At 55.5% G+C, this 18,273-nt stretch carries 17 protein-coding genes, 2 tRNA genes, 1 rRNA gene and 1 pseudogene; 18 read left to right on the forward strand and 3 right to left on the reverse strand.

The window, feature by feature from the left end; genetic code table 11:
- The 3 genes from rrf to ACK5JN_RS24055 form a co-directional block, all read left to right on the forward strand.
- Positions 1-103 (forward strand): 5S ribosomal RNA (gene rrf / locus ACK5JN_RS24045); the annotation flags it as partial.
- Between the two features lie 55 nt (positions 104-158).
- A tRNA-Asp gene (locus ACK5JN_RS24050) sits at positions 159-235 on the forward strand.
- A 54-nt stretch (positions 236-289) separates the two neighbouring features.
- Positions 290-365 (forward strand) — tRNA-Trp (locus tag ACK5JN_RS24055).
- Between the two features lie 99 nt (positions 366-464).
- Here the strand turns inward: ACK5JN_RS24055 and hdfR are convergent.
- The gene (hdfR, locus tag ACK5JN_RS24060) at positions 465-1,313 is read right to left on the reverse strand and encodes an HTH-type transcriptional regulator HdfR (protein ID WP_416872460.1); all 849 of its coding nucleotides are present in this window, start codon (positions 1,311-1,313) and stop codon (positions 465-467) included.
- Between the two features lie 88 nt (positions 1,314-1,401).
- On the opposite strand from hdfR, the gene ACK5JN_RS24065 reads away from it, so the two are divergent.
- Positions 1,402-1,740 carry a DUF413 domain-containing protein gene (locus ACK5JN_RS24065; protein WP_416872446.1) on the forward strand — a complete coding sequence of 113 codons (339 nt, stop codon included), beginning with the start codon at positions 1,402-1,404 and terminating at the stop codon, positions 1,738-1,740.
- 25 nt (positions 1,741-1,765) lie between these two features.
- Here ACK5JN_RS24065 and ACK5JN_RS24070 read toward each other — a convergent pair whose 3' ends face one another.
- Positions 1,766-3,286, reverse strand: coding sequence for a YifB family Mg chelatase-like AAA ATPase (locus ACK5JN_RS24070; RefSeq protein ID WP_416872447.1), 1,521 nt, complete (start codon positions 3,284-3,286; stop codon positions 1,766-1,768).
- 354 nt (positions 3,287-3,640) lie between these two features.
- On the opposite strand from ACK5JN_RS24070, the gene ilvL reads away from it, so the two are divergent.
- From ilvL to ACK5JN_RS24140, 14 genes are all read left to right on the forward strand, one after another.
- On the forward strand, positions 3,641-3,739 hold the full coding sequence (gene ilvL, locus ACK5JN_RS24075; protein ID WP_001311244.1) for an ilv operon leader peptide: 99 nt from the start codon (positions 3,641-3,643) through the stop codon (positions 3,737-3,739).
- 139 nt (positions 3,740-3,878) lie between these two features.
- Positions 3,879-5,525, forward strand: a complete 1,647-nt coding sequence (gene ilvG / locus ACK5JN_RS24080; protein ID WP_416872448.1) for an acetolactate synthase 2 catalytic subunit — start codon at positions 3,879-3,881, stop codon at positions 5,523-5,525.
- Positions 5,522-5,788, forward strand: coding sequence for an acetolactate synthase 2 small subunit (gene ilvM / locus ACK5JN_RS24085; protein ID WP_416872449.1), 267 nt, complete (start codon positions 5,522-5,524; stop codon positions 5,786-5,788). The genes ilvG and ilvM overlap by 4 nt, the downstream gene beginning before the upstream one ends.
- Positions 5,789-5,805: 17 nt before the next feature.
- A complete protein-coding gene (locus ACK5JN_RS24090; protein WP_163448141.1) occupies positions 5,806-6,735 on the forward strand; it encodes a branched-chain amino acid transaminase in 930 nt (309 codons plus the stop codon).
- Positions 6,736-6,797: 62 nt separating this feature from the next.
- Positions 6,798-8,648, forward strand: a complete 1,851-nt coding sequence (gene ilvD / locus ACK5JN_RS24095) for a dihydroxy-acid dehydratase (RefSeq protein ID WP_416872450.1) — start codon at positions 6,798-6,800, stop codon at positions 8,646-8,648.
- Positions 8,649-8,653: 5 nt separating this feature from the next.
- Positions 8,654-10,198 carry a threonine ammonia-lyase, biosynthetic gene (ilvA, locus tag ACK5JN_RS24100; RefSeq protein ID WP_416872451.1) on the forward strand — a complete coding sequence of 515 codons (1,545 nt, stop codon included), beginning with the start codon at positions 8,654-8,656 and terminating at the stop codon, positions 10,196-10,198.
- A gap of 260 nt (positions 10,199-10,458) precedes the next feature.
- Entirely contained in the window at positions 10,459-10,968 is a 510-nt protein-coding gene (locus ACK5JN_RS24105; protein ID WP_416872452.1) for a PTS sugar transporter subunit IIA, read from the forward strand.
- A gap of 1 nt (position 10,969) precedes the next feature.
- Positions 10,970-11,248: a PTS sugar transporter subunit IIB gene (locus tag ACK5JN_RS24110; RefSeq protein WP_416872453.1), complete on the forward strand. Its 279-nt coding sequence runs from the start codon at positions 10,970-10,972 to the stop codon at positions 11,246-11,248.
- 45 nt (positions 11,249-11,293) lie between these two features.
- The gene (locus ACK5JN_RS24115) at positions 11,294-12,697 is read left to right on the forward strand and encodes a PTS galactitol transporter subunit IIC (RefSeq protein WP_416872454.1); all 1,404 of its coding nucleotides are present in this window, start codon (positions 11,294-11,296) and stop codon (positions 12,695-12,697) included.
- Between the two features lie 68 nt (positions 12,698-12,765).
- Positions 12,766-14,829: a BglG family transcription antiterminator gene (locus ACK5JN_RS24120; RefSeq protein ID WP_416872455.1), complete on the forward strand. Its 2,064-nt coding sequence runs from the start codon at positions 12,766-12,768 to the stop codon at positions 14,827-14,829.
- 103 nt (positions 14,830-14,932) lie between these two features.
- Positions 14,933-15,595: a class II aldolase/adducin family protein gene (locus tag ACK5JN_RS24125; RefSeq protein WP_416872456.1), complete on the forward strand. Its 663-nt coding sequence runs from the start codon at positions 14,933-14,935 to the stop codon at positions 15,593-15,595.
- A 45-nt stretch (positions 15,596-15,640) separates the two neighbouring features.
- Positions 15,641-16,654 (forward strand): dihydroxyacetone kinase subunit DhaK, encoded by a 1,014-nt coding sequence (locus ACK5JN_RS24130; protein WP_416872457.1) that lies wholly within the window; start codon positions 15,641-15,643, stop codon positions 16,652-16,654.
- A 9-nt stretch (positions 16,655-16,663) separates the two neighbouring features.
- Complete coding sequence (locus ACK5JN_RS24135; protein WP_416872458.1) at positions 16,664-17,305, forward strand: DAK2 domain-containing protein; 642 nt, start codon at positions 16,664-16,666, stop codon at positions 17,303-17,305.
- Between the two features lie 16 nt (positions 17,306-17,321).
- Entirely contained in the window at positions 17,322-17,588 is a 267-nt protein-coding gene (locus tag ACK5JN_RS24140; protein ID WP_416872459.1) for an HPr family phosphocarrier protein, read from the forward strand.
- A gap of 72 nt (positions 17,589-17,660) precedes the next feature.
- Here the strand turns inward: ACK5JN_RS24140 and ACK5JN_RS24145 are convergent.
- Positions 17,661-18,273 (reverse strand): annotated as a pseudogene (locus ACK5JN_RS24145) (bifunctional NADH-specific enoyl-ACP reductase/trans-2-enoyl-CoA reductase); the annotation flags it as partial.

The raw sequence follows: 18,273 nt of genomic DNA on the forward strand, positions 1-18,273 counted from the left end.
GCGCGGTGGTCCCACCTGACCCCATGCCGAACTCAGAAGTGAAACGCCGTAGCGCCGATGGTAGTGTGGGGTCTCCCCATGCGAGAGTAGGGAACTGCCAGGCATCAAATTGCAGTAAACCGGGATGAATAATCCGGGTAGTGACAAAGAAATTCGGTGGAGCGGTAGTTCAGTCGGTTAGAATACCTGCCTGTCACGCAGGGGGTCGCGGGTTCGAGTCCCGTCCGTTCCGCCACTTATTTAATCATTAAGCCTGCTGAAATAGCAGGCTTAGTGGTAAGAAAGCTTTAGGGGCGTAGCTCAGTTGGTAGAGCACCGGTCTCCAAAACCGGGTGTCGCGAGTTCGAGTCTCTCCGCCCCTGCCATATATAATCCTTTGCTTCGGCGAAGGATTTTTTTTGCCTGAAATTTACCTTCCTGAAAAGGCCCAACGCTGTTCTGCGGGCCAGAAAACTTCACAAAAATCAAAAAACATTGTTTTTCAATATGTCGCGAATTTGCGCCTGTTTGTCGCTATTTTGCAGCCAGATTGCGTATAAAGGCCGCAAAATGGCGGTGCCATCAGTAACGGGATAAAGCCCATTCTGCTCCTGTGCCCATGAAACAGGCAGCCAGGTACACCCTTTCAACGGTGCCAGCTGAAGACGGGCTAAGCTGGCGGAACTGGTCGTCAACAGAGGGATATCGTCAGCGGTAATAAGCCCCACTTCATGTTGCTGAAAATCAGCCCCCCACTCCAGACGCAGGTAGTTCAGATCGGCTTTGGTGGTTTCCGGCGAAGCACAGTACAGCTCAAGCGCAAAATGCCCCAGCAGCTGGCTGCTGAATTCATCCATCTTGGGGGCTTCGGTGGTGAGTAAGAGATCGAGCTGGCGCTCGTGCAGTTGCTTAACCAGTGACTGACGCTGAGCGATTCGTGCCTCAAACTGCAGCGAATTATCGGCCTGATAGAGCCGCGCCAACCACTCGTTGAGCATGCATTCCCACAGCGAAGCGCTTGCGCCTATCGAAAATTCATTGTGCCGTGAGGTACTTGCCACTTCTTTACGCGCCGCCTGCCACGTATTCATCAGCGTTTCCGCGTAGGGGAGCAGTTTTTCTCCCGCAGCGGTCAAGCGGATGTTATTACGATGGCGGGTGAACAGATTGACCCCAAGCTGATTTTCTAACTGACGGATTCGAAAGCTCACCGCAGATTGTGTCAGATAGAGCGCTTCTGCAGCTCGCCCGAAGTGGCGAGTTCTGCTCACTTCGAGGAAAGTTTTCAGCAATTCGGTATCCACAGCTTTCTCCGCAAAATTTTTTGTCGTAATGATTTAAATCTTTTGTTTTACACTCTGTCAAGCGTATCTAATACTCCGCGCCATAAATAGCTCGGCCAAAGAATTAGGAGCGTGTAGGATGGCGGAAAGCTTTACGACGACTAATCGTTTTTTCGATAATAAAAATTATCCACGCGGGTTCTCTCGTCATGGTGATTTCACCATCAAAGAGGCGCAGCTGCTTGAACGTTATGGCTTTGCCTTTAACGAACTCGATCTTGGCAAACGCGAGCCGGCGACCGAAGAGGAACAGCTGTTTGTCGCGGTATGCCGCGGTGAGCGTGAGCCAGCGACGGATGCTGAACGCGTATGGACTAAGTATGTCACGCGCATCAAGCGTCCAAAGCGTTTCCACACCCTGTCTGGTGGTAAACCGCAGGTGGAAGGCGCTGAAGACTACACCGATAGCGACGATTAATAAAAAAGGGGCTCAGGCCCCTTTTTTATTGTAGTAAGGTTTGTAGATGGACAAGCATTCTGTCGATACCGCGATAGCTAAGTGCCTCCTGCAAATGACGCTTTGCAATATCCTCCACACCCTCCATATCCGCCAGCGTACGCGACACCTTTAACAGGCGCTGCCAGGCGCGAATCGACAGCCCCAGCCGCGTTAAGGTCTGTTCGAGCCATAGCGCATCCGTTTCTTCCAGAGAGCAGTGCTGCCGAATGTCGCGGCTGCCCATGTGCGCATTAAGCATTCCCTGTCGTGCGTACTGACGCTGCTGCGCCGTAATAACCCGCTGCTGGACCGTCTGACTGTTTTCCCCCGAATGAGCTGGCTGGCTAAGCAGACCCGGCGGCGGAAGCGGTATTTCTAGCGACAGGTCAAAGCGATCCAGAAACGGTCCGGATAGCCGATTGAGATAGCGCAGCGTTTGCTCTGGCGTACAGCGGTTATGCTGCCCTTCGTAGTGCCCGGTCGGGCTCGGGTTCATAGCGGCAATCAGCTGGAAGCGTGCGGGATAGGTAATTTTCGCCCGCGTGCGTGAGATGTGAATCTTGCCCGACTCAATCGGCTCCCGTAGTGCATCCAGCACCCGACGTTCAAACTCGGGTAGCTCATCGAGAAACAGGATGCCGTTATGGGCGAGAGAGATCTCTCCCGGTGCCGGAATGGACCCGCCGCCGACCATGGCCGTCAGAGAAGCGCTATGGTGAGGCGCACGAAAAGGGCGGCGTCGCCATTCGCTTTGCGCACAGTAGGTATTCTCCAGACTAATAATGGCCGCGCTCTCCAGCGCTTCGCGATCGCTAAGCGGTGGCAGCAAGCCGCGCATGCGGGTCGCAAGCATGGTTTTACCCGTACCCGGCGGGCCAATGAGCAGCAGATTATGGCCACCCGACGCCGTGATCTCTAACGCCCGTTTTCCCTGCTGCTGGCCAATCACATCGCTTAAATCTTCACACACCGCCGTGGCGGGTATGCTCTCCGGCGGCGGCAGGCGTAGCTCCTGTTTTCCTTCCAGAAAGGCACACACTTCAAGCAGATGGCCGGCGATCAGACAGTCGCTCCCGCCCAGCAGGCCGACCAGCGGCGCATCCTCTTCCGATAGCACAATCTGCCGACCGGCATGGATCGCCTCCATTGCCGCCGATAGCGCCCCAGGAATGCCGCGTAGCGCGCCTGTGAGCGCTAATTCACCCACGAACTCATACTGCCCCAGTTTTTGGCTGTTAAGCTGCTCAGAAGCCGCCAGGAGCGCAATAGCGATAGGTAAATCATATCGCCCGCCTTCCTTAGGGAGATCGGCGGGGGCCAGGTTGATAGTGATCTTCTTTGCCGGAAAGGTATACCCGCTGTTGATGATGGCGCTACGCACCCGGTCACGGGCTTCTTTGACGGTGGTTTCCGGTAGCCCCACCATCACCAGACCCGGCAGCCCCTGGCTGATATGTACTTCGATAGTAATGAGCGGGGCGCTGACTCCCAGCGCGGCACGCGTATAGACGACGGATAGCGACATAATTCCTCCCTGGATGGCGGTATTATGCGTCATGCTATCGTGGCATGAACCCAATGATTGGCGTATTTACGCGGCATCTTCCTGACTTTTCGCTAACTTTCAGCGCATTTCATTTCTTCTGGAAGCGCTCTCGCATAAAGCAGCCAGAGCGGTGAATGATGTTTGCGCCATGCCCGTCGCCAGAGTCAAAAGGTGAAATATTTTCATTTCATAAATTTTCTATATAAAACAAATTGTTTTAATAAGATCGTTAGCCTGGTAATCATCTGCGTCATAAAAAAAACTTGTGCTTTTTGTGATGTCTGTGGTAACTCTGTAGGTATTCCTTCGAACAAGATGCAAGAACAGACGAAAATGACAGCCCTTCTACGAGTGATTAGCCTGGTCGTGATTAGCGTGGTGGTGATTATTATCCCACCGTGCGGGGCTGCACTTGGACGAGGAAAGGCTTAGAAATCAAGCCTTAACGAACTAAGACCCCCGCACCGAAAGGTCCGGGGGTTTTTTTATGGCCTGAAAACTATAACGGGAGGCAGATGATGACACGCAGCATAAAATTCTGTTTCTCACGATCTACGGCGGGGAACTAACTATGAATGGCGCACAGTGGGTGGTACATGCGTTGCGAGCGCAGGGTGTTGAAACGGTATTCGGCTATCCAGGTGGAGCCATCATGCCGGTTTACGACGCGCTGTATGACGGCGGCGTAGAGCACCTGCTGTGTCGACACGAACAGGGCGCCGCCATGGCGGCCATCGGCTACGCGCGTGCCACCGGGAAAACCGGCGTTTGCATCGCCACGTCCGGCCCGGGCGCTACTAACCTGATCACTGGCCTGGCCGATGCGTTGCTCGACTCTGTTCCGGTGGTTGCCATCACCGGTCAGGTCGCCGCGCCGTTAATCGGTACCGATGCTTTTCAGGAAGTGGACGTTCTCGGTTTGTCGCTGGCCTGTACCAAACACAGTTTTCTGGTGCAGTCGCTGGAAGAGCTGCCGCGCGTGATGGCGGAAGCGTTCCAGGTGGCAAACTCAGGCCGTCCAGGCCCGGTTCTGGTCGATATTCCGAAGGACGTGCAGGTTGCACAGGGCGATCTGGATCCGTCCTTCTCCACCGTTGAAAATGACGATACTTTCCCGCACGCCGAAATGGCCCAGGCCCAGCAGATGCTGGCGCAGGCGCATAAACCGATGCTGTACGTGGGCGGCGGTGTCGGCATGGCGCAGGCGGTTCCAGCGCTGCGCCAGTTTATGTCCGTCACGCAAATGCCTGCGACCTGTACTTTGAAAGGGCTGGGCGCGGTGCCGGCAGACTACCCGTTCTATCTCGGCATGCTGGGGATGCACGGTACCAAAGCCGCTAACCTGGCCGTACAGGAGTGCGACCTGCTGATCGCCGTCGGCGCGCGCTTCGACGACCGCGTCACCGGTAAGCTGAACACCTTCGCGCCGCACGCAAAGGTTATCCATCTGGATATCGACCCGGCGGAAATGAACAAGCTGCGCCAGACGCACGTTGCGTTGCAGGGCGACCTGAATGCGCTGCTACCCGCGTTGCAGCAGCCGCTGGCCGTTGACGGGTGGCGCCATCAGGTGGCAGGAATGGCCGCCGAACACGCCTGGCGCTACGACCATCCGGGCGAGGCGATCTACGCGCCGCTGCTGCTCAAACAGCTCTCCGACCGCAAACCCGCCGACAGCGTGGTGACTACCGACGTTGGCCAGCATCAGATGTGGTCAGCGCAGCATATGACCTACACTCGCCCGGAGAACTTCATCACCTCCAGCGGCTTGGGCACCATGGGCTTTGGCCTGCCTGCTGCCGTAGGCGCACAGGTGGCGCGGCCGAACGATACGGTTATCTGTATCTCCGGTGACGGTTCTTTCATGATGAATGTGCAAGAGCTGGGCACCGTGAAGCGCAAGCAGTTACCGCTGAAGATCGTGTTACTCGACAACCAGCGTTTAGGGATGGTTCGACAATGGCAGCAGCTGTTCTTCCAGGAACGTTATAGCGAAACCACCCTCACCGATAACCCCGATTTCCTCATGCTGGCCAGCGCCTTCGGCATCCCTGGTCAGCACATCACCCGTAAAGACCAGGTTGAAGCGGCACTCGACACCATGCTGGCAAGCGAAGGCCCGTACCTGCTTCATGTCTCAATCGACGAACTTGAGAATGTCTGGCCCCTGGTGCCGCCTGGCGCCAGTAACTCGCAAATGCTGGAGAAATTATCATGATGCAACATCAGGTCAACGTGCAGGCCCGCTTCAACCCGGAAACCTTAGAACGCGTCTTACGTGTGGTACGCCATCGCGGTTTTCAGATTTGCTCGATGAATATGGAGACCGCCGGCGACGCGCAGAATATAAATATCGAATTGACCGTTGCCAGCCTGCGGCCAGTCGACTTACTGTTTAGCCAATTAAATAAACTGGTGGACGTGGCCTCGGTTGCCGTTCAGCAGTGTACAAACACATCACAACAACAAATTCGCGCCTGAGCGCAATAGGAAGAGAAATGACGACGAAAAAAGCGGATTACATCTGGTTCAACGGTGAGATGGTACGTTGGGAAGAGGCCAAAGTGCACGTCATGTCCCACGCGCTGCACTACGGCACCTCCGTATTTGAAGGTATCCGTTGCTACGACTCTCACAAAGGCCCGGTTGTTTTCCGCCACCGCGAGCATATGCAGCGCCTGCGTGATTCCGCCAAAATCTATCGTTTCCCGGTCTCTCAGAGCGTGGATGAGCTGATGGAAGCCTGCCGCGCCGTGCTGCGCAAAAACAACCTGACCAGCGCCTATATCCGTCCGCTGGTATTCGTGGGTGATGTCGGCATGGGCGTTAACCCGCCGGACGGCTACAGCACCGACGTGATCATCGCGGCGTTCCCGTGGGGAGCTTATCTGGGCGCAGAAGCGCTGGATCAGGGGATCGATGCGATGGTTTCTTCCTGGAACCGCGCAGCGCCGAACACCATTCCAACCGCCGCGAAAGCGGGCGGTAACTACCTCTCCTCACTGCTGGTCGGTAGCGAAGCGCGCCGCCATGGCTATCAGGAAGGGATTGCGCTGGACGTGAATGGCTACATCTCCGAAGGTGCGGGTGAAAACCTGTTTGAAGTGAAAGATGGCGTGCTGTTCACCCCGCCGTTTACCTCTTCTGCGCTGCCGGGCATCACCCGTGACGCGATCATCAAGCTGGCGAAAGACCTCGGTCTGGAAGTCCGCGAGCAGGTGCTGTCCCGCGAATCGCTCTACCTGGCCGACGAAGTCTTCATGTCCGGTACCGCCGCGGAAATAACCCCGGTGCGCAGCGTCGACGGTATCCAGGTGGGCGAAGGCCGCTGCGGCCCGGTCACCAAACGTATCCAGCAAGCATTCTTTGGCCTCTTCACCGGTGAAACCGAAGATAAATGGGGCTGGTTGGATCAGGTTAATCAATAAGATAAAGAATGAGGCGGCACGCACCGCCTCATTAACGAGACAGAGACTGGGAGTACTAAAGCATGCCTAAATATCGTTCCGCCACCACCACCCACGGCCGCAATATGGCGGGCGCCCGCGCACTGTGGCGCGCCACCGGGATGACCGATGCCGACTTCGGTAAGCCGATTATCGCCGTCGTGAACTCGTTTACCCAGTTCGTGCCGGGCCACGTCCATCTGCGCGACCTCGGTAAACTGGTTGCCGAACAGATCGAAGCCGCCGGCGGCGTGGCCAAAGAGTTCAACACCATCGCGGTGGATGACGGTATCGCCATGGGCCACGGAGGCATGCTTTATTCACTGCCGTCCCGCGAGCTGATCGCCGACTCCGTTGAGTACATGGTTAACGCCCACTGTGCCGACGCGATGGTCTGCATCTCCAACTGCGACAAAATCACCCCCGGGATGTTAATGGCCTCGCTGCGCCTGAACATCCCGGTGATCTTCGTTTCCGGTGGCCCGATGGAAGCCGGGAAAACCAAACTCTCTGACAAGATCATCAAGCTCGACCTGGTTGACGCGATGATTCAGGGCGCGGACCCGAAAGTCTCCGACTCGCAGAGCGAGCAGGTTGAACGTTCCGCTTGCCCAACCTGCGGCTCCTGCTCCGGGATGTTCACCGCCAACTCAATGAACTGTCTGACCGAAGCGCTGGGCCTGTCGCAGCCGGGCAACGGCTCGCTGCTGGCGACCCACGCCGACCGTAAGGAGCTGTTCCTGACCGCCGGCCAGCGCATCGTTGAGCTGACCAAACGTTATTACGAGCAGGATGATACCTCCGCGCTGCCGCGTAACATCGCCTGTAAAGAAGCCTTTGAGAACGCCATGACGCTGGATATCGCCATGGGCGGTTCCACCAATACCGTTCTGCACCTGCTGGCGGCGGCGCAGGAAGCGGAAATCGACTTCACCATGAGTGATATCGACAAGCTGTCCCGCAAGGTGCCGCAGCTGTGTAAAGTGGCGCCAAGCACCCAGAAATACCATATGGAAGACGTGCACCGCGCCGGCGGCGTATTAGGCATTCTCGGTGAGCTGGATCGCGCCGGGCTGTTGAACCGCAACGTGAAAAACGTCCTCGGTCTCTCCCTGCCGCAGACGCTGGAGCAGTACGACATCACCGTCACCCAGGATGACGCGGTTAAAAAAATGTTCCGCGCCGGGCCGGCAGGCATCCGCACCACCCAGGCGTTCTCGCAGGACTGCCGCTGGGATACGCTGGATGACGATCGCGCCGAAGGCTGTATCCGCTCGCTGGAGCATGCCTACAGCAAAGACGGCGGCCTGGCGGTGCTGTACGGCAACTTCGCGGAAAATGGCTGTATCGTAAAAACCGCAGGCGTCGACGACAGCATCCTCAAATTTACCGGCCCGGCGAAAGTCTACGAAAGCCAGGACGAGGCGGTTGAAGCGATCCTTGGCGGTAAAGTGGTCGAAGGCGACGTGGTAGTGATTCGCTACGAAGGGCCGAAAGGCGGGCCGGGCATGCAGGAAATGCTCTACCCAACCACCTTCCTGAAATCGATGGGCCTGGGTAAAGCCTGTGCGCTGATCACCGACGGTCGCTTCTCCGGCGGCACCTCCGGCCTGTCTATCGGCCACGTTTCCCCGGAAGCGGCGAGCGGCGGTAACATCGCGATCATCGAAGATGGCGACATGATCGCTATCGACATCCCGAATCGCGGTATTCAACTGCAGCTGAGCGAGGCGGAGATCGCCGCCCGTCGTGAAGCGCAGGAAGCACGCGGCGACCAGGCGTGGACGCCGAAAAATCGTGAGCGTCAGGTCTCCTTTGCCCTTCGCGCTTATGCCAGCCTGGCAACCAGCGCCGACAAAGGCGCGGTGCGCGATAAATCGAAACTGGGGGGGTAATCACCATGGCGGATTCACAGCCCCTGTCCGGCACCCCTGAGGGTGCCGAGTATCTCAGAGCGGTGCTACGCGCGCCGGTTTACGAAGCGGCGCAGGTCACGCCGCTACAGAAAATGGAGAAAATCTCTTCGCGCCTCGACAACGTCATTCTGGTGAAGCGCGAAGACCGTCAGCCCGTCCATAGCTTTAAGCTGCGTGGGGCCTACGCCATGATGGCGGGGCTGACCGAAGAGCAAAAAGCGCATGGCGTTATTACCGCATCGGCCGGTAATCATGCCCAGGGCGTGGCGTTCTCCTCTGCGCGGTTAGGCGTGAAGGCGCTGATTGTGATGCCAACCGCGACCGCCGACATCAAAGTGGATGCGGTTCGCGGCTTCGGCGGTGAAGTGCTGCTGCACGGCGCGAACTTTGATGAGGCCAAAGCCAAAGCGATTGAACTGGCGCAGCAGCAAGGCTTCACCTGGGTGCCGCCGTTCGATCATCCGATGGTCATTGCCGGACAAGGTACGCTTGCGCTGGAGCTGATCCAGCAGGACGCTCATCTCGACCGCGTGTTTGTGCCGGTGGGCGGCGGCGGTCTGGCGGCGGGCGTGGCGGTACTGATTAAACAGCTGATGCCGCAGATCAAAGTGATCGCCGTGGAAGCGGAAGATTCAGCCTGCCTGAAAGCGGCACTGGATGCTGGCCATCCGGTGGATCTGCCGCGCGTCGGTCTCTTTGCTGAGGGCGTGGCGGTCAAACGCATCGGCGATGAAACCTTCCGCCTGTGTCAGGAATACCTCGACGACATTATTACCGTCGATAGCGACGCGATCTGCGCGGCGATGAAAGACCTGTTCGAAGACGTCCGCGCGGTGGCTGAGCCTTCCGGGGCGCTGGCGCTGGCGGGGATGAAGAAATACATCGCCCAGCACAACATTCGCGGCGAGCGTCTGGCGCACATTCTTTCCGGTGCCAACGTTAACTTCCACGGCCTGCGCTACGTTTCCGAACGCTGCGAGCTGGGGGAGCAGCGTGAAGCGCTGCTGGCGGTGACGATCCCGGAAGAGAAGGGCAGCTTCCTGAAGTTCTGCCAGCTGCTGGGTGGGCGTTCGGTGACTGAGTTCAACTACCGCTTTGCCGACGCCAAAGACGCCTGCATCTTCGTGGGCGTGCGCCTGAGCCGTGGCCTTGAAGAGCGTAAGGAAATCCTTAATCTGCTTAACGATGGCGGCTACAGCGTGGTGGATCTTTCTGATGATGAAATGGCCAAGCTGCACGTGCGCTATATGGTCGGCGGCCGCCCGTCTAAGCCGTTGCAAGAGCGTCTCTACAGCTTTGAGTTCCCGGAATCGCCGGGCGCGCTGCTGAAGTTCCTCTACACTCTGGGGACGCACTGGAACATCTCACTGTTCCACTACCGTAGCCACGGTACCGACTACGGTCGCGTGCTGGCGGCGTTTGAGCTGGGCGAGAATGAACCGGACTTTGAAACCCGGCTCAACGAATTGGGGTATGAGTGCCACGACGAGACCCATAACCCGGCGTTCCGCTTCTTCCTCGCGGGCTAACGGCAGCTTAATGGGAGATAACCTGCCAGGGTTATCTCCCGCTCTCCTTTTTTCGTTTTATTTATCGTGACCTGCCAAATTATTTTTCTGTCAACAAACTGCAATCATAAAAATGTGACCTAATTCATAATAAAACGCTCACCGCGTTGCGCCAGCCGGCGCACATCTTTTGGGGGCAATATTTGTCGCTCACTTTCGACTCCTGAATTAACATTGTCTCTAGTTAATTCTTAGCGGTTAGAGAGGATATTCGGATGAGAATGGATATAATTGATGCCCCGAATGAGAGTGCGCATGGATGTGAATATTTCACGCCTCAGCTCACATTTCTGGATAAACAATATAATAATTCCACGGACTATTTTTCTTCGATATTTTTACTGCTGAAAGAGCAAGGCTACGTCGGGGACTCTTTTCTTGACGCGATTCTTGCTAGAGAAAAGGCTTATCCAACGGGTTTACCCACGCTGCCGGTCGCCATCGCGCTACCGCATACCGATCCCCAGCATATCATCCGCCCCTTTATCTCCGTGACGAGGCTTTCACAGCCTATCGCCTGGCAGGAAATGGGCAATGACGATAACACGCTCTACGTTCAATTTATTGTTCTTCTTGGTTTTATTGACCATAGCAGCCATCTGACGGCGCTGCAAAAGCTCATGGACTGCCTTGCTGATGAACAGGTCGTCCAGACCCTACGTGAAATAGACGATGTAGATACCTTTCTCTGTACCCTCACATCAAGACTGCAATTAGATAAGGATTTATAAAATGAAAAAAGTCATAGTTGCCTGTGGAAGCGGCGTTGCGACCTCACAAACCGTTGCCAGTAAAGTGGCCCGTTTATTGAATGAACGTAACCAGTCGCACATCAAAGTTGAAGTGATCGACCTGAAATCGCTTGATAGTCATATAAAAGATAGCGCGGCTTATATCGCCATCACCAAAGTTGATAAGCAATATCCTATCCCAGTAATTAACGGGATTGCCTTTCTGACCGGCATGGGGATGGAGCAGGAATTACAAAAGGTCATTGATGCCTGTAAATAAGGTGTAGCTCTTTAATCCGTATAATTATTTTAGTGGAGAAGTGCTATGGACTTTCTTGGTGTAGTCATAAATTACATTCTGAATTTAGGCGCGCCGGTTTTTGTGCCCTTTATTATGTTATTAGCCGGGCTGGTGGTGCGGATGAAATTCCGCGATGCGGCATCGGCGGCCATTACCCTGGGCGTTGCCTTCGTGGGGATGAGTATGCTGATCGGCTTTATGGTCGATGCCATCGGGATTGCCGCGCAGACCATGATGAACCGTACCGGCCTTGAGCTCAGCATCGTTGACGGTGGCTGGACGACGATGGCGAATATCTCCTGGGCCTGGCCATATGCGTTCGCGATGTTCCCGCTTCAGGTTGGCGTAAACATTGTGATGTTGATGCTAAATAAGACCAATACCTTCAACGCCGACCTGTGGAACGTGTGGGGGAAAATCTTTACCGCGTTTATCGTGGTGAGCGTCACCACCCCATTGTTTGGCCCGGTCTGGAGTCTGGTGCTGGCGTTCCTTGTGGCGGCTTTCCAGATCATTATGGAATTGAATGCCGGCGATATTCACCAGCATCGTATCGAGAAGCTCACGGGGATTCCGGGGGTGACCTGTACGCACCGTATGGTTTTCTTTGGTGCCATCTATTACCCGTTCGATCTGCTGCTGCGCAAAATCCCGGTCTGCAATAAACCGATGGATGCCAGCGCGCTGCGGGCTAAAGTTGGGGTGTTTGCCGAAAACCACATCATCGGTTTTATTCTGGGGATTCTGTTTGGGGTCATTGCGGGCTACAGCGTCGCGAAAACGCTGATGCTGGGCGTGCAGGCCTCGACGGCGCTGGTGCTGTTCCCGATGATTTCCAAGCTCTTTATGCAGGCGCTGTCGCCTATCTCCGAGGCCATCAGCGACTACATGAACAAGCGATTTTCCGGGCGTAAGCTGTTTGTCGGCATCGACTGGCCGTTTATGGGCGGCGCCAGCGAGATCTGGTTTGCGATTATTGTCGCGATTCCGTTTACGCTGCTGTGGGCGCTGATTCTGCCGGGAAATAAGATCCTGCCGTTTGCCGGCATCATCAATATTGCGCTGATTGTGCCAGCCTATCTGGTGACGCGCGGCAACACGCTGCGCATGGTTATCCTGAGCATTATTGGCGTGCCGTTCTTCCTGTTCGTCGGTACGCAGTTCGCGCCGATGATTACCGACCTCGGGCTGGCCACTAAAGCGATCACCATTCCGGCAGGGCAACTGATTTCGAACAGCTCGATTGATGCTCCCGTCTTTACCTATGCCTTCTCCTTCCTGTTCAAATTCCTGGAAGGCAGCTTTATCCCGCTGGTGTTCGCGCTTTGGTGGGGCTGTGGTTACTTCTTCTACTCCCGCGAGCTCCGTCGTGAAAGCAATCTGGCGCAGCGGCAGGCCGAGCAGCAGGAGAACGTTCCGCAGGCGTAATTCTGGATTTAATGTTCACGTCTGGCGGCTGGCGTCGCCGCCAGGCTTTTCATTGCAGGAGGGTCGGCATGGCTATGGATAAACGTGTGGTGGCAGTGCTGGATGCCATTGTGAACGATCCCGGCATTACGGGGACGAAGTTAGAAGAACAGTTTTGCCTGACGCGCAAACAGCTGAGTTATACGCTGAAAAAGGTGAATGACTACCTGGAGTCGAACCATTTTGACCGGATCAACCGCCTGAAAACCGGGAAACTGCATATCCCGCGCCACGTGATTGAACATTTTCGTCAGAACCAGACCGCTGAAATGGAGCATCGCTACCTCTACTCGGAGGAAGAGCGCGGACAGATGATTATCTTTATGCTGCTGACCCGCAGCGAACGGTTGTCATTACTGCACCTCTCGTCTTCGCTAGGCGTCAGCCAAAACACGATCATCAACGATCTCAAAAAGGTGCGCACCGACGTCATCGAGCACGGGCTGGAGATTAGCTACGACCGGGGTAACGGCTACCATATTCTGGGCGAGGAGCTGGAAAAGCGCTATCTGCTGTTGAACTGCCTGCGTCGGGTGCTGGAGATCCCGGTGGCGAAAAATATCATCGCGCAATACAACAACGTCATGAGCGACTATCTGGAAAAAGTCGGTAATATTTTCAGCGAAATTGAAAAGCGTTTTAAAATTCAGTTTACCGACCGCCAGCTTCAGGAACTTATTTATTTCATCTGCTTTGTACTGCACCGTATTGATTCGGGGAAAGGTCTGGTTAATCTTCCGAATAGCTATGCCGATATTATTGGAAGTAGAGAATTTACGCTGATGCAGAGCGTGATCGGTAAAATCAATATCAACAGCGAAAATGAGCTGGTTTTCCTGACAGCGCTGATCCAAAGTTCAAATATTCAAAGCATTGCTGATAAATATTTCCACCTGGACACGCTGCTGCTCGAAAGCGTCGTGGCGGTGGTTGATAACTTTGAAAAAATAAGCTGCGTCACCATCAAAGAGAAAAATGAGCTGATTGAAAAAATATATCAGCACTGGAAGCCGGCCTATTACCGCATTCGCTATCATCTGACCAATACCAGCAGCGTTTACGACCTGGTGGTGAAGGAGTTCAGCCATCTGCATGAGATGGTGCGTCGCGCGGCGGTGCCGTTTGAGACGGTACTGCACTGCGAAATTCCCGATGAAGAAATGGCATTTTTGACGGTACTTTTTGGCGGCTGGCTGACCCGTGAAGGCGTTATCCATCAGATTAAACTGCAGAAAACCGCAGTGGTCGTGTGTGAGAATAGCGCCACGATTTCTACCTATCTGTTCCTGACGCTGCAGGTGCTTTTCCCGGAGCTGCACTTTACCGAGGTGATGTCGCGCCGCGAGTTTGAGCGCTATACCGGGCACTACGACGTGGTCTTCTCGACCACACACCTGAACACCAGTAAGATGGTGTTTGTGGTTAATCCGTCGATCGGCAGCATCCATAAAAGCGCGTTCCGCAACCACGTTATCAGCGCGCTGCAGGGCGTGGACCCGAATATTATTCAGATAGAACAGCTGCTACTTATCTTCGAGCGCTTCGGCAATATTATCGATCACAAAGGGTTACAGCGGGCGCTCGCTAGCTATATCTATGATGAAAACAGTGCCGCCAGCGCGGTGAACAGCATTGAACCCCCGGCACCATCGCTGATGGATTTACTGCAACGCGAGCACGTTCAGTTTGTCACTGCGCTGCCCGACAGCTGGCAGCAGGCAATTACTCAGGCTTCAGCGTCCCTGCTGCAACGCGGCGTGATTGAACCCCGCTATTTGCAAATCATGCTGAATAAAATCGCCGATGAACAACCCTATATCATGCTGGCTGATGGCGTAATTATCGCTCACGCGGGTGTTGATGATGGCGCGTTGGATACGGGGATGGCGCTATTACGCTTACCTTCTAAGATTGATTTTGCCGGTTATATGCAGGCCGATATTATTATTGTTCTGGCCACCAATAACCCACAAAAACATCTTAAAGCGCTGGCGCAATTAAATGAATTTCTCGAATTTTATGATGGCGGTAATGTTATTCGCCGGGCACAGGATGAATATGTGCTGATAAACGAATTTGTCCGTCACTCTTAATAATTAATTTAACGTCGTTGCAGCCGAAGTGCTGCAACGTTATTCCCCGGCAATGATTGTCGCGACATCGCTCGCCCCTATAACCGTATACAGGATAAACATTATGTTAGACATTCAGAAAAAACACGTCGTTGAAATGGCCAGAACCGCTCAGCAATGGGGACTGTGTAAACATAAAGCGGGTAATTCCAGCGTACGAGATAAAGAGACCGGGCTTATTCTGGTGACCCCAACGACCATCGATAAAATGCATTTAACCCCGCGCGATATCGTGGTGATGGACGTCGAAGCAAACGTGATTGAAAGCGAAGCCGGGTTGCGTCCAACCAGCGAATGCCTGATGCATATCGAAATTTATAAGGCCCGCCCTGACGTGTTTGCTATTTCTCACACTCACTCCCTCTATGCCACCTCGTTTGCCGTGCTGAATAAACCGATCCCGGCGGTGGTGTATGAATGCGCGATCCTCAATCTGAAAGATGGGGTGATTCCCGTAGCACCTTATGGCCGCCCCGGCACGCCAGCGTTGTCGAACAGCGTCATCGAACCCATCCAACGCGCTGACGCCATTCTGATGGAAAAACACGGTGCGATTGGCGTGGATAAAGACCCGTATGAGGCGGTGCTCAAGTCCGCCTACCTTGAGGAGATGGCGCAGATTTATTACCACGCGCTGGTGATTAACGGCGGTAAGGAACCCGATGCTTTCACGCCGGAAGAGCTGCAGCGCTGGGCCTACCCGTCACAAATCAAATTTGCCCGCTAATTCAGGCACCCGTCCATTCGGGCGGGACATTCATGGAGAGAACGCATGAAAAAGTTTATCAACCAGGCGGAGAATTTCATCCCGGAGATGCTGGAAGGCATTTATCTGGCGCACCCCGACCGCCTGCGTTTTGTGAATGACGATCCGCACTGCCTGGCAATCGCGCGCCCGGTGCCGGGCAAGGTGGGGATTGTGACCGGCGGTGGTTCCGGGCATCTGCCGCTGTTTCTGGGCTACGTGGGGCAAGGCATGCTGGACGGCTGCGCCATTGGCGATGTGTTTCAGTCACCCTCGCCGGAGCAAATTCTGGCCGTCACTCAGGCAGTAGATAGCGGTGCGGGCGTGCTCTATCTGTACGGTAACTACAACGGCGATATTTTCAATTTTGATATGGCGGCGGAAATGGCCGACATGGAGAGTGATATCCGGACCGCGACGGTGGTGGCTGCTGACGATTCGGCGGGCGTTGCGCCGGGGGCTGGCGAGGCCACGACCCGGCGTGGCGTTGCGGGTATCTTCTTCGTCTACAAATGCGCCGGGGCGTCGGCGGCCAGAATGGATGACCTGCAAACTGTCCAGCGCATCGCCCAGAAGGCGGGCGATCGTGTGCGTACGCTGGGCGTAGCGCTATCACCGTGTATCGTTCCACGTATCGGCAAGCCGGGGTTCCAGATCGGCGATAACGAAATGGAGATTGGCATGGGCATTCACGGTGAAAGCGGCATCCGCCGTGGCCCGCAGCTGAGCGCGGAATCCATCGCCGAAGAGATGATGTCCTGGCTGCTGGCAGACTCGCCCTGCCAGCAGGGTGACGAAGTGGCCGTGCTGATCAACGGCCTTGGTGCCACGCCGCTGGAAGAGCTGTATCTGATGTATCGCCACGTGCACCAGATCCTGGCGGAAAGCCAGATGCGCGTTTTCCGCGTCTGGATTGGTGAATTCGCGACGGCGATGGAGATGACCGGCATGTCCATTAGCCTGATGCCGGTCGACGAAGAGCTGAAAACGCTGCTCAATGCCGGGGCAGATGCGCCGATGTTCCGTCAGTTTTCGGCTTAAGGAGGGGCGATGACGTTAGAGACACAGAGTCTGCGCGCGCTGTTCAGCGAATGGGCCTGCGTGATGGAGGCCAACAAATCGGTACTGACCGAGCTGGATAGCGTAGTCGGTGACGGCGATTTGGGGCTGACCATGAGCGACGGTTTCGCGGCGGCGGAGCGCTATGTACAGGCTAGCGAGGAACGCGACCTGGGGCGATTTTTCTACCAGGCGGGTAAGGCCATGGCGTCGGCGGTGCCGTCGACCATGGGTACGTTAATGGCTTCCGGGCTGATGCAGGTAGGGAAAATGTTTAAAGGGCGAGAGACGCTGGCGCTGGCGGATGCGGGGGCGTTGTTCGAAGCCTGGTACGACGGCGTGCAGCAGCGTGGTAAAGCGCAGCCGGGAGAAAAAACCTTTCTTGATGGTATGGCGCCAGCGCTGGTGGCGCTGCGCGCCGGGGATGATCCCCTGGCGGCCGCGAGGAATGCGCTGTTGCAGGCGCAGCGGGGCGTACAGCAGACGACGACCATGGTGGCGAAGCATGGCCGCGCGGCGATTCACGGCGAACGGTCGCGCACGTTTGTCGATCCCGGCGCGATGGTCGCGCAGCTGCTAATCCAGGGTTATTTTAACTTCGTGCGGGCGATTAGCCCAGCCGACGGGCTGTAAGTAAGGAACCGCAATTATGTTGAAAGAAGTGGTGAAAATCAGCAATCAGCACGGCATTCACGCGCGTCCGGCAGGGGTTCTGGCCAAAGCCTGTGCGCAGTACCAGTCGCGGATCGAGATGATCTACGACGGCAAGGTCATCAAAGGGAGAAGCATCATGAGCATTCTGGGGGCCGGGATCAAAGGTAAAGGATCGCTGGAGATCATCTGTAGCGGCAGCGATGAGCAAGAGGCGATGGCCAGGCTGAAGGTGTTGTTCGCGGAGGGTTTTGGCTTCGAGTAGCGCTGGGCGTTGTCGGCGATCAAAAAAGGGTTCATGCTTTACATGAACCCTTTTTGTAGTGCTATCAGTCGATTACAGCGTGATAACGTCGAATTCGACTTCAGTATTCACGTCCGCGTCGTAATCCACACCGTCGAGGGCAAAACCGAACAGGTTCAGGAATTCCTGCTTGTAACCTGCATAGTCAGTTTCTTGCGCCAGGTTTTCGGTGGTGATCAGCGGCCACAGGTCACGACACGCCTGCTGAATATCGTCACGCAGTTCCCAGTCATCCATACGGATACGCTGGTTGTCATCAAGCGCCACTTTATTGCCGTACAGGCTGGTGGTCATCAGACGGTTGATCTGCTCGATGCAACCTTCGTGAATGCCCTGCTCTTTCATCAGCTTGAACACCATGGATATGTACAGCGGCATCACCGGAATAGCAGAAGATGCCTGTGTGATTACCGATTTCAGGACGGCAACGTTAGCAGAGCCGTTGAGCGGTGCCAGCTGGTTACGCATTTCACCCGCCGCTCGGTCGAGGTCTTCTTTTGCTTTGCCCATCGCGCCGTGCCAGTAGATTGGCAAGGTCAGGTCGTTTCAGATGTAGGAGTAGGCCACGGTTTTCACGCCATCAGCCAGAACTCCCGCTTCGATCAGCGCGCCCATCCACAGTTCCAAGTCTTCACAGCACATCAAA

The sequence above is a fragment of the Kluyvera sp. genome (assembly GCF_047971185.1).
Lineage (GTDB): Bacteria > Pseudomonadota > Gammaproteobacteria > Enterobacterales > Enterobacteriaceae > Kluyvera.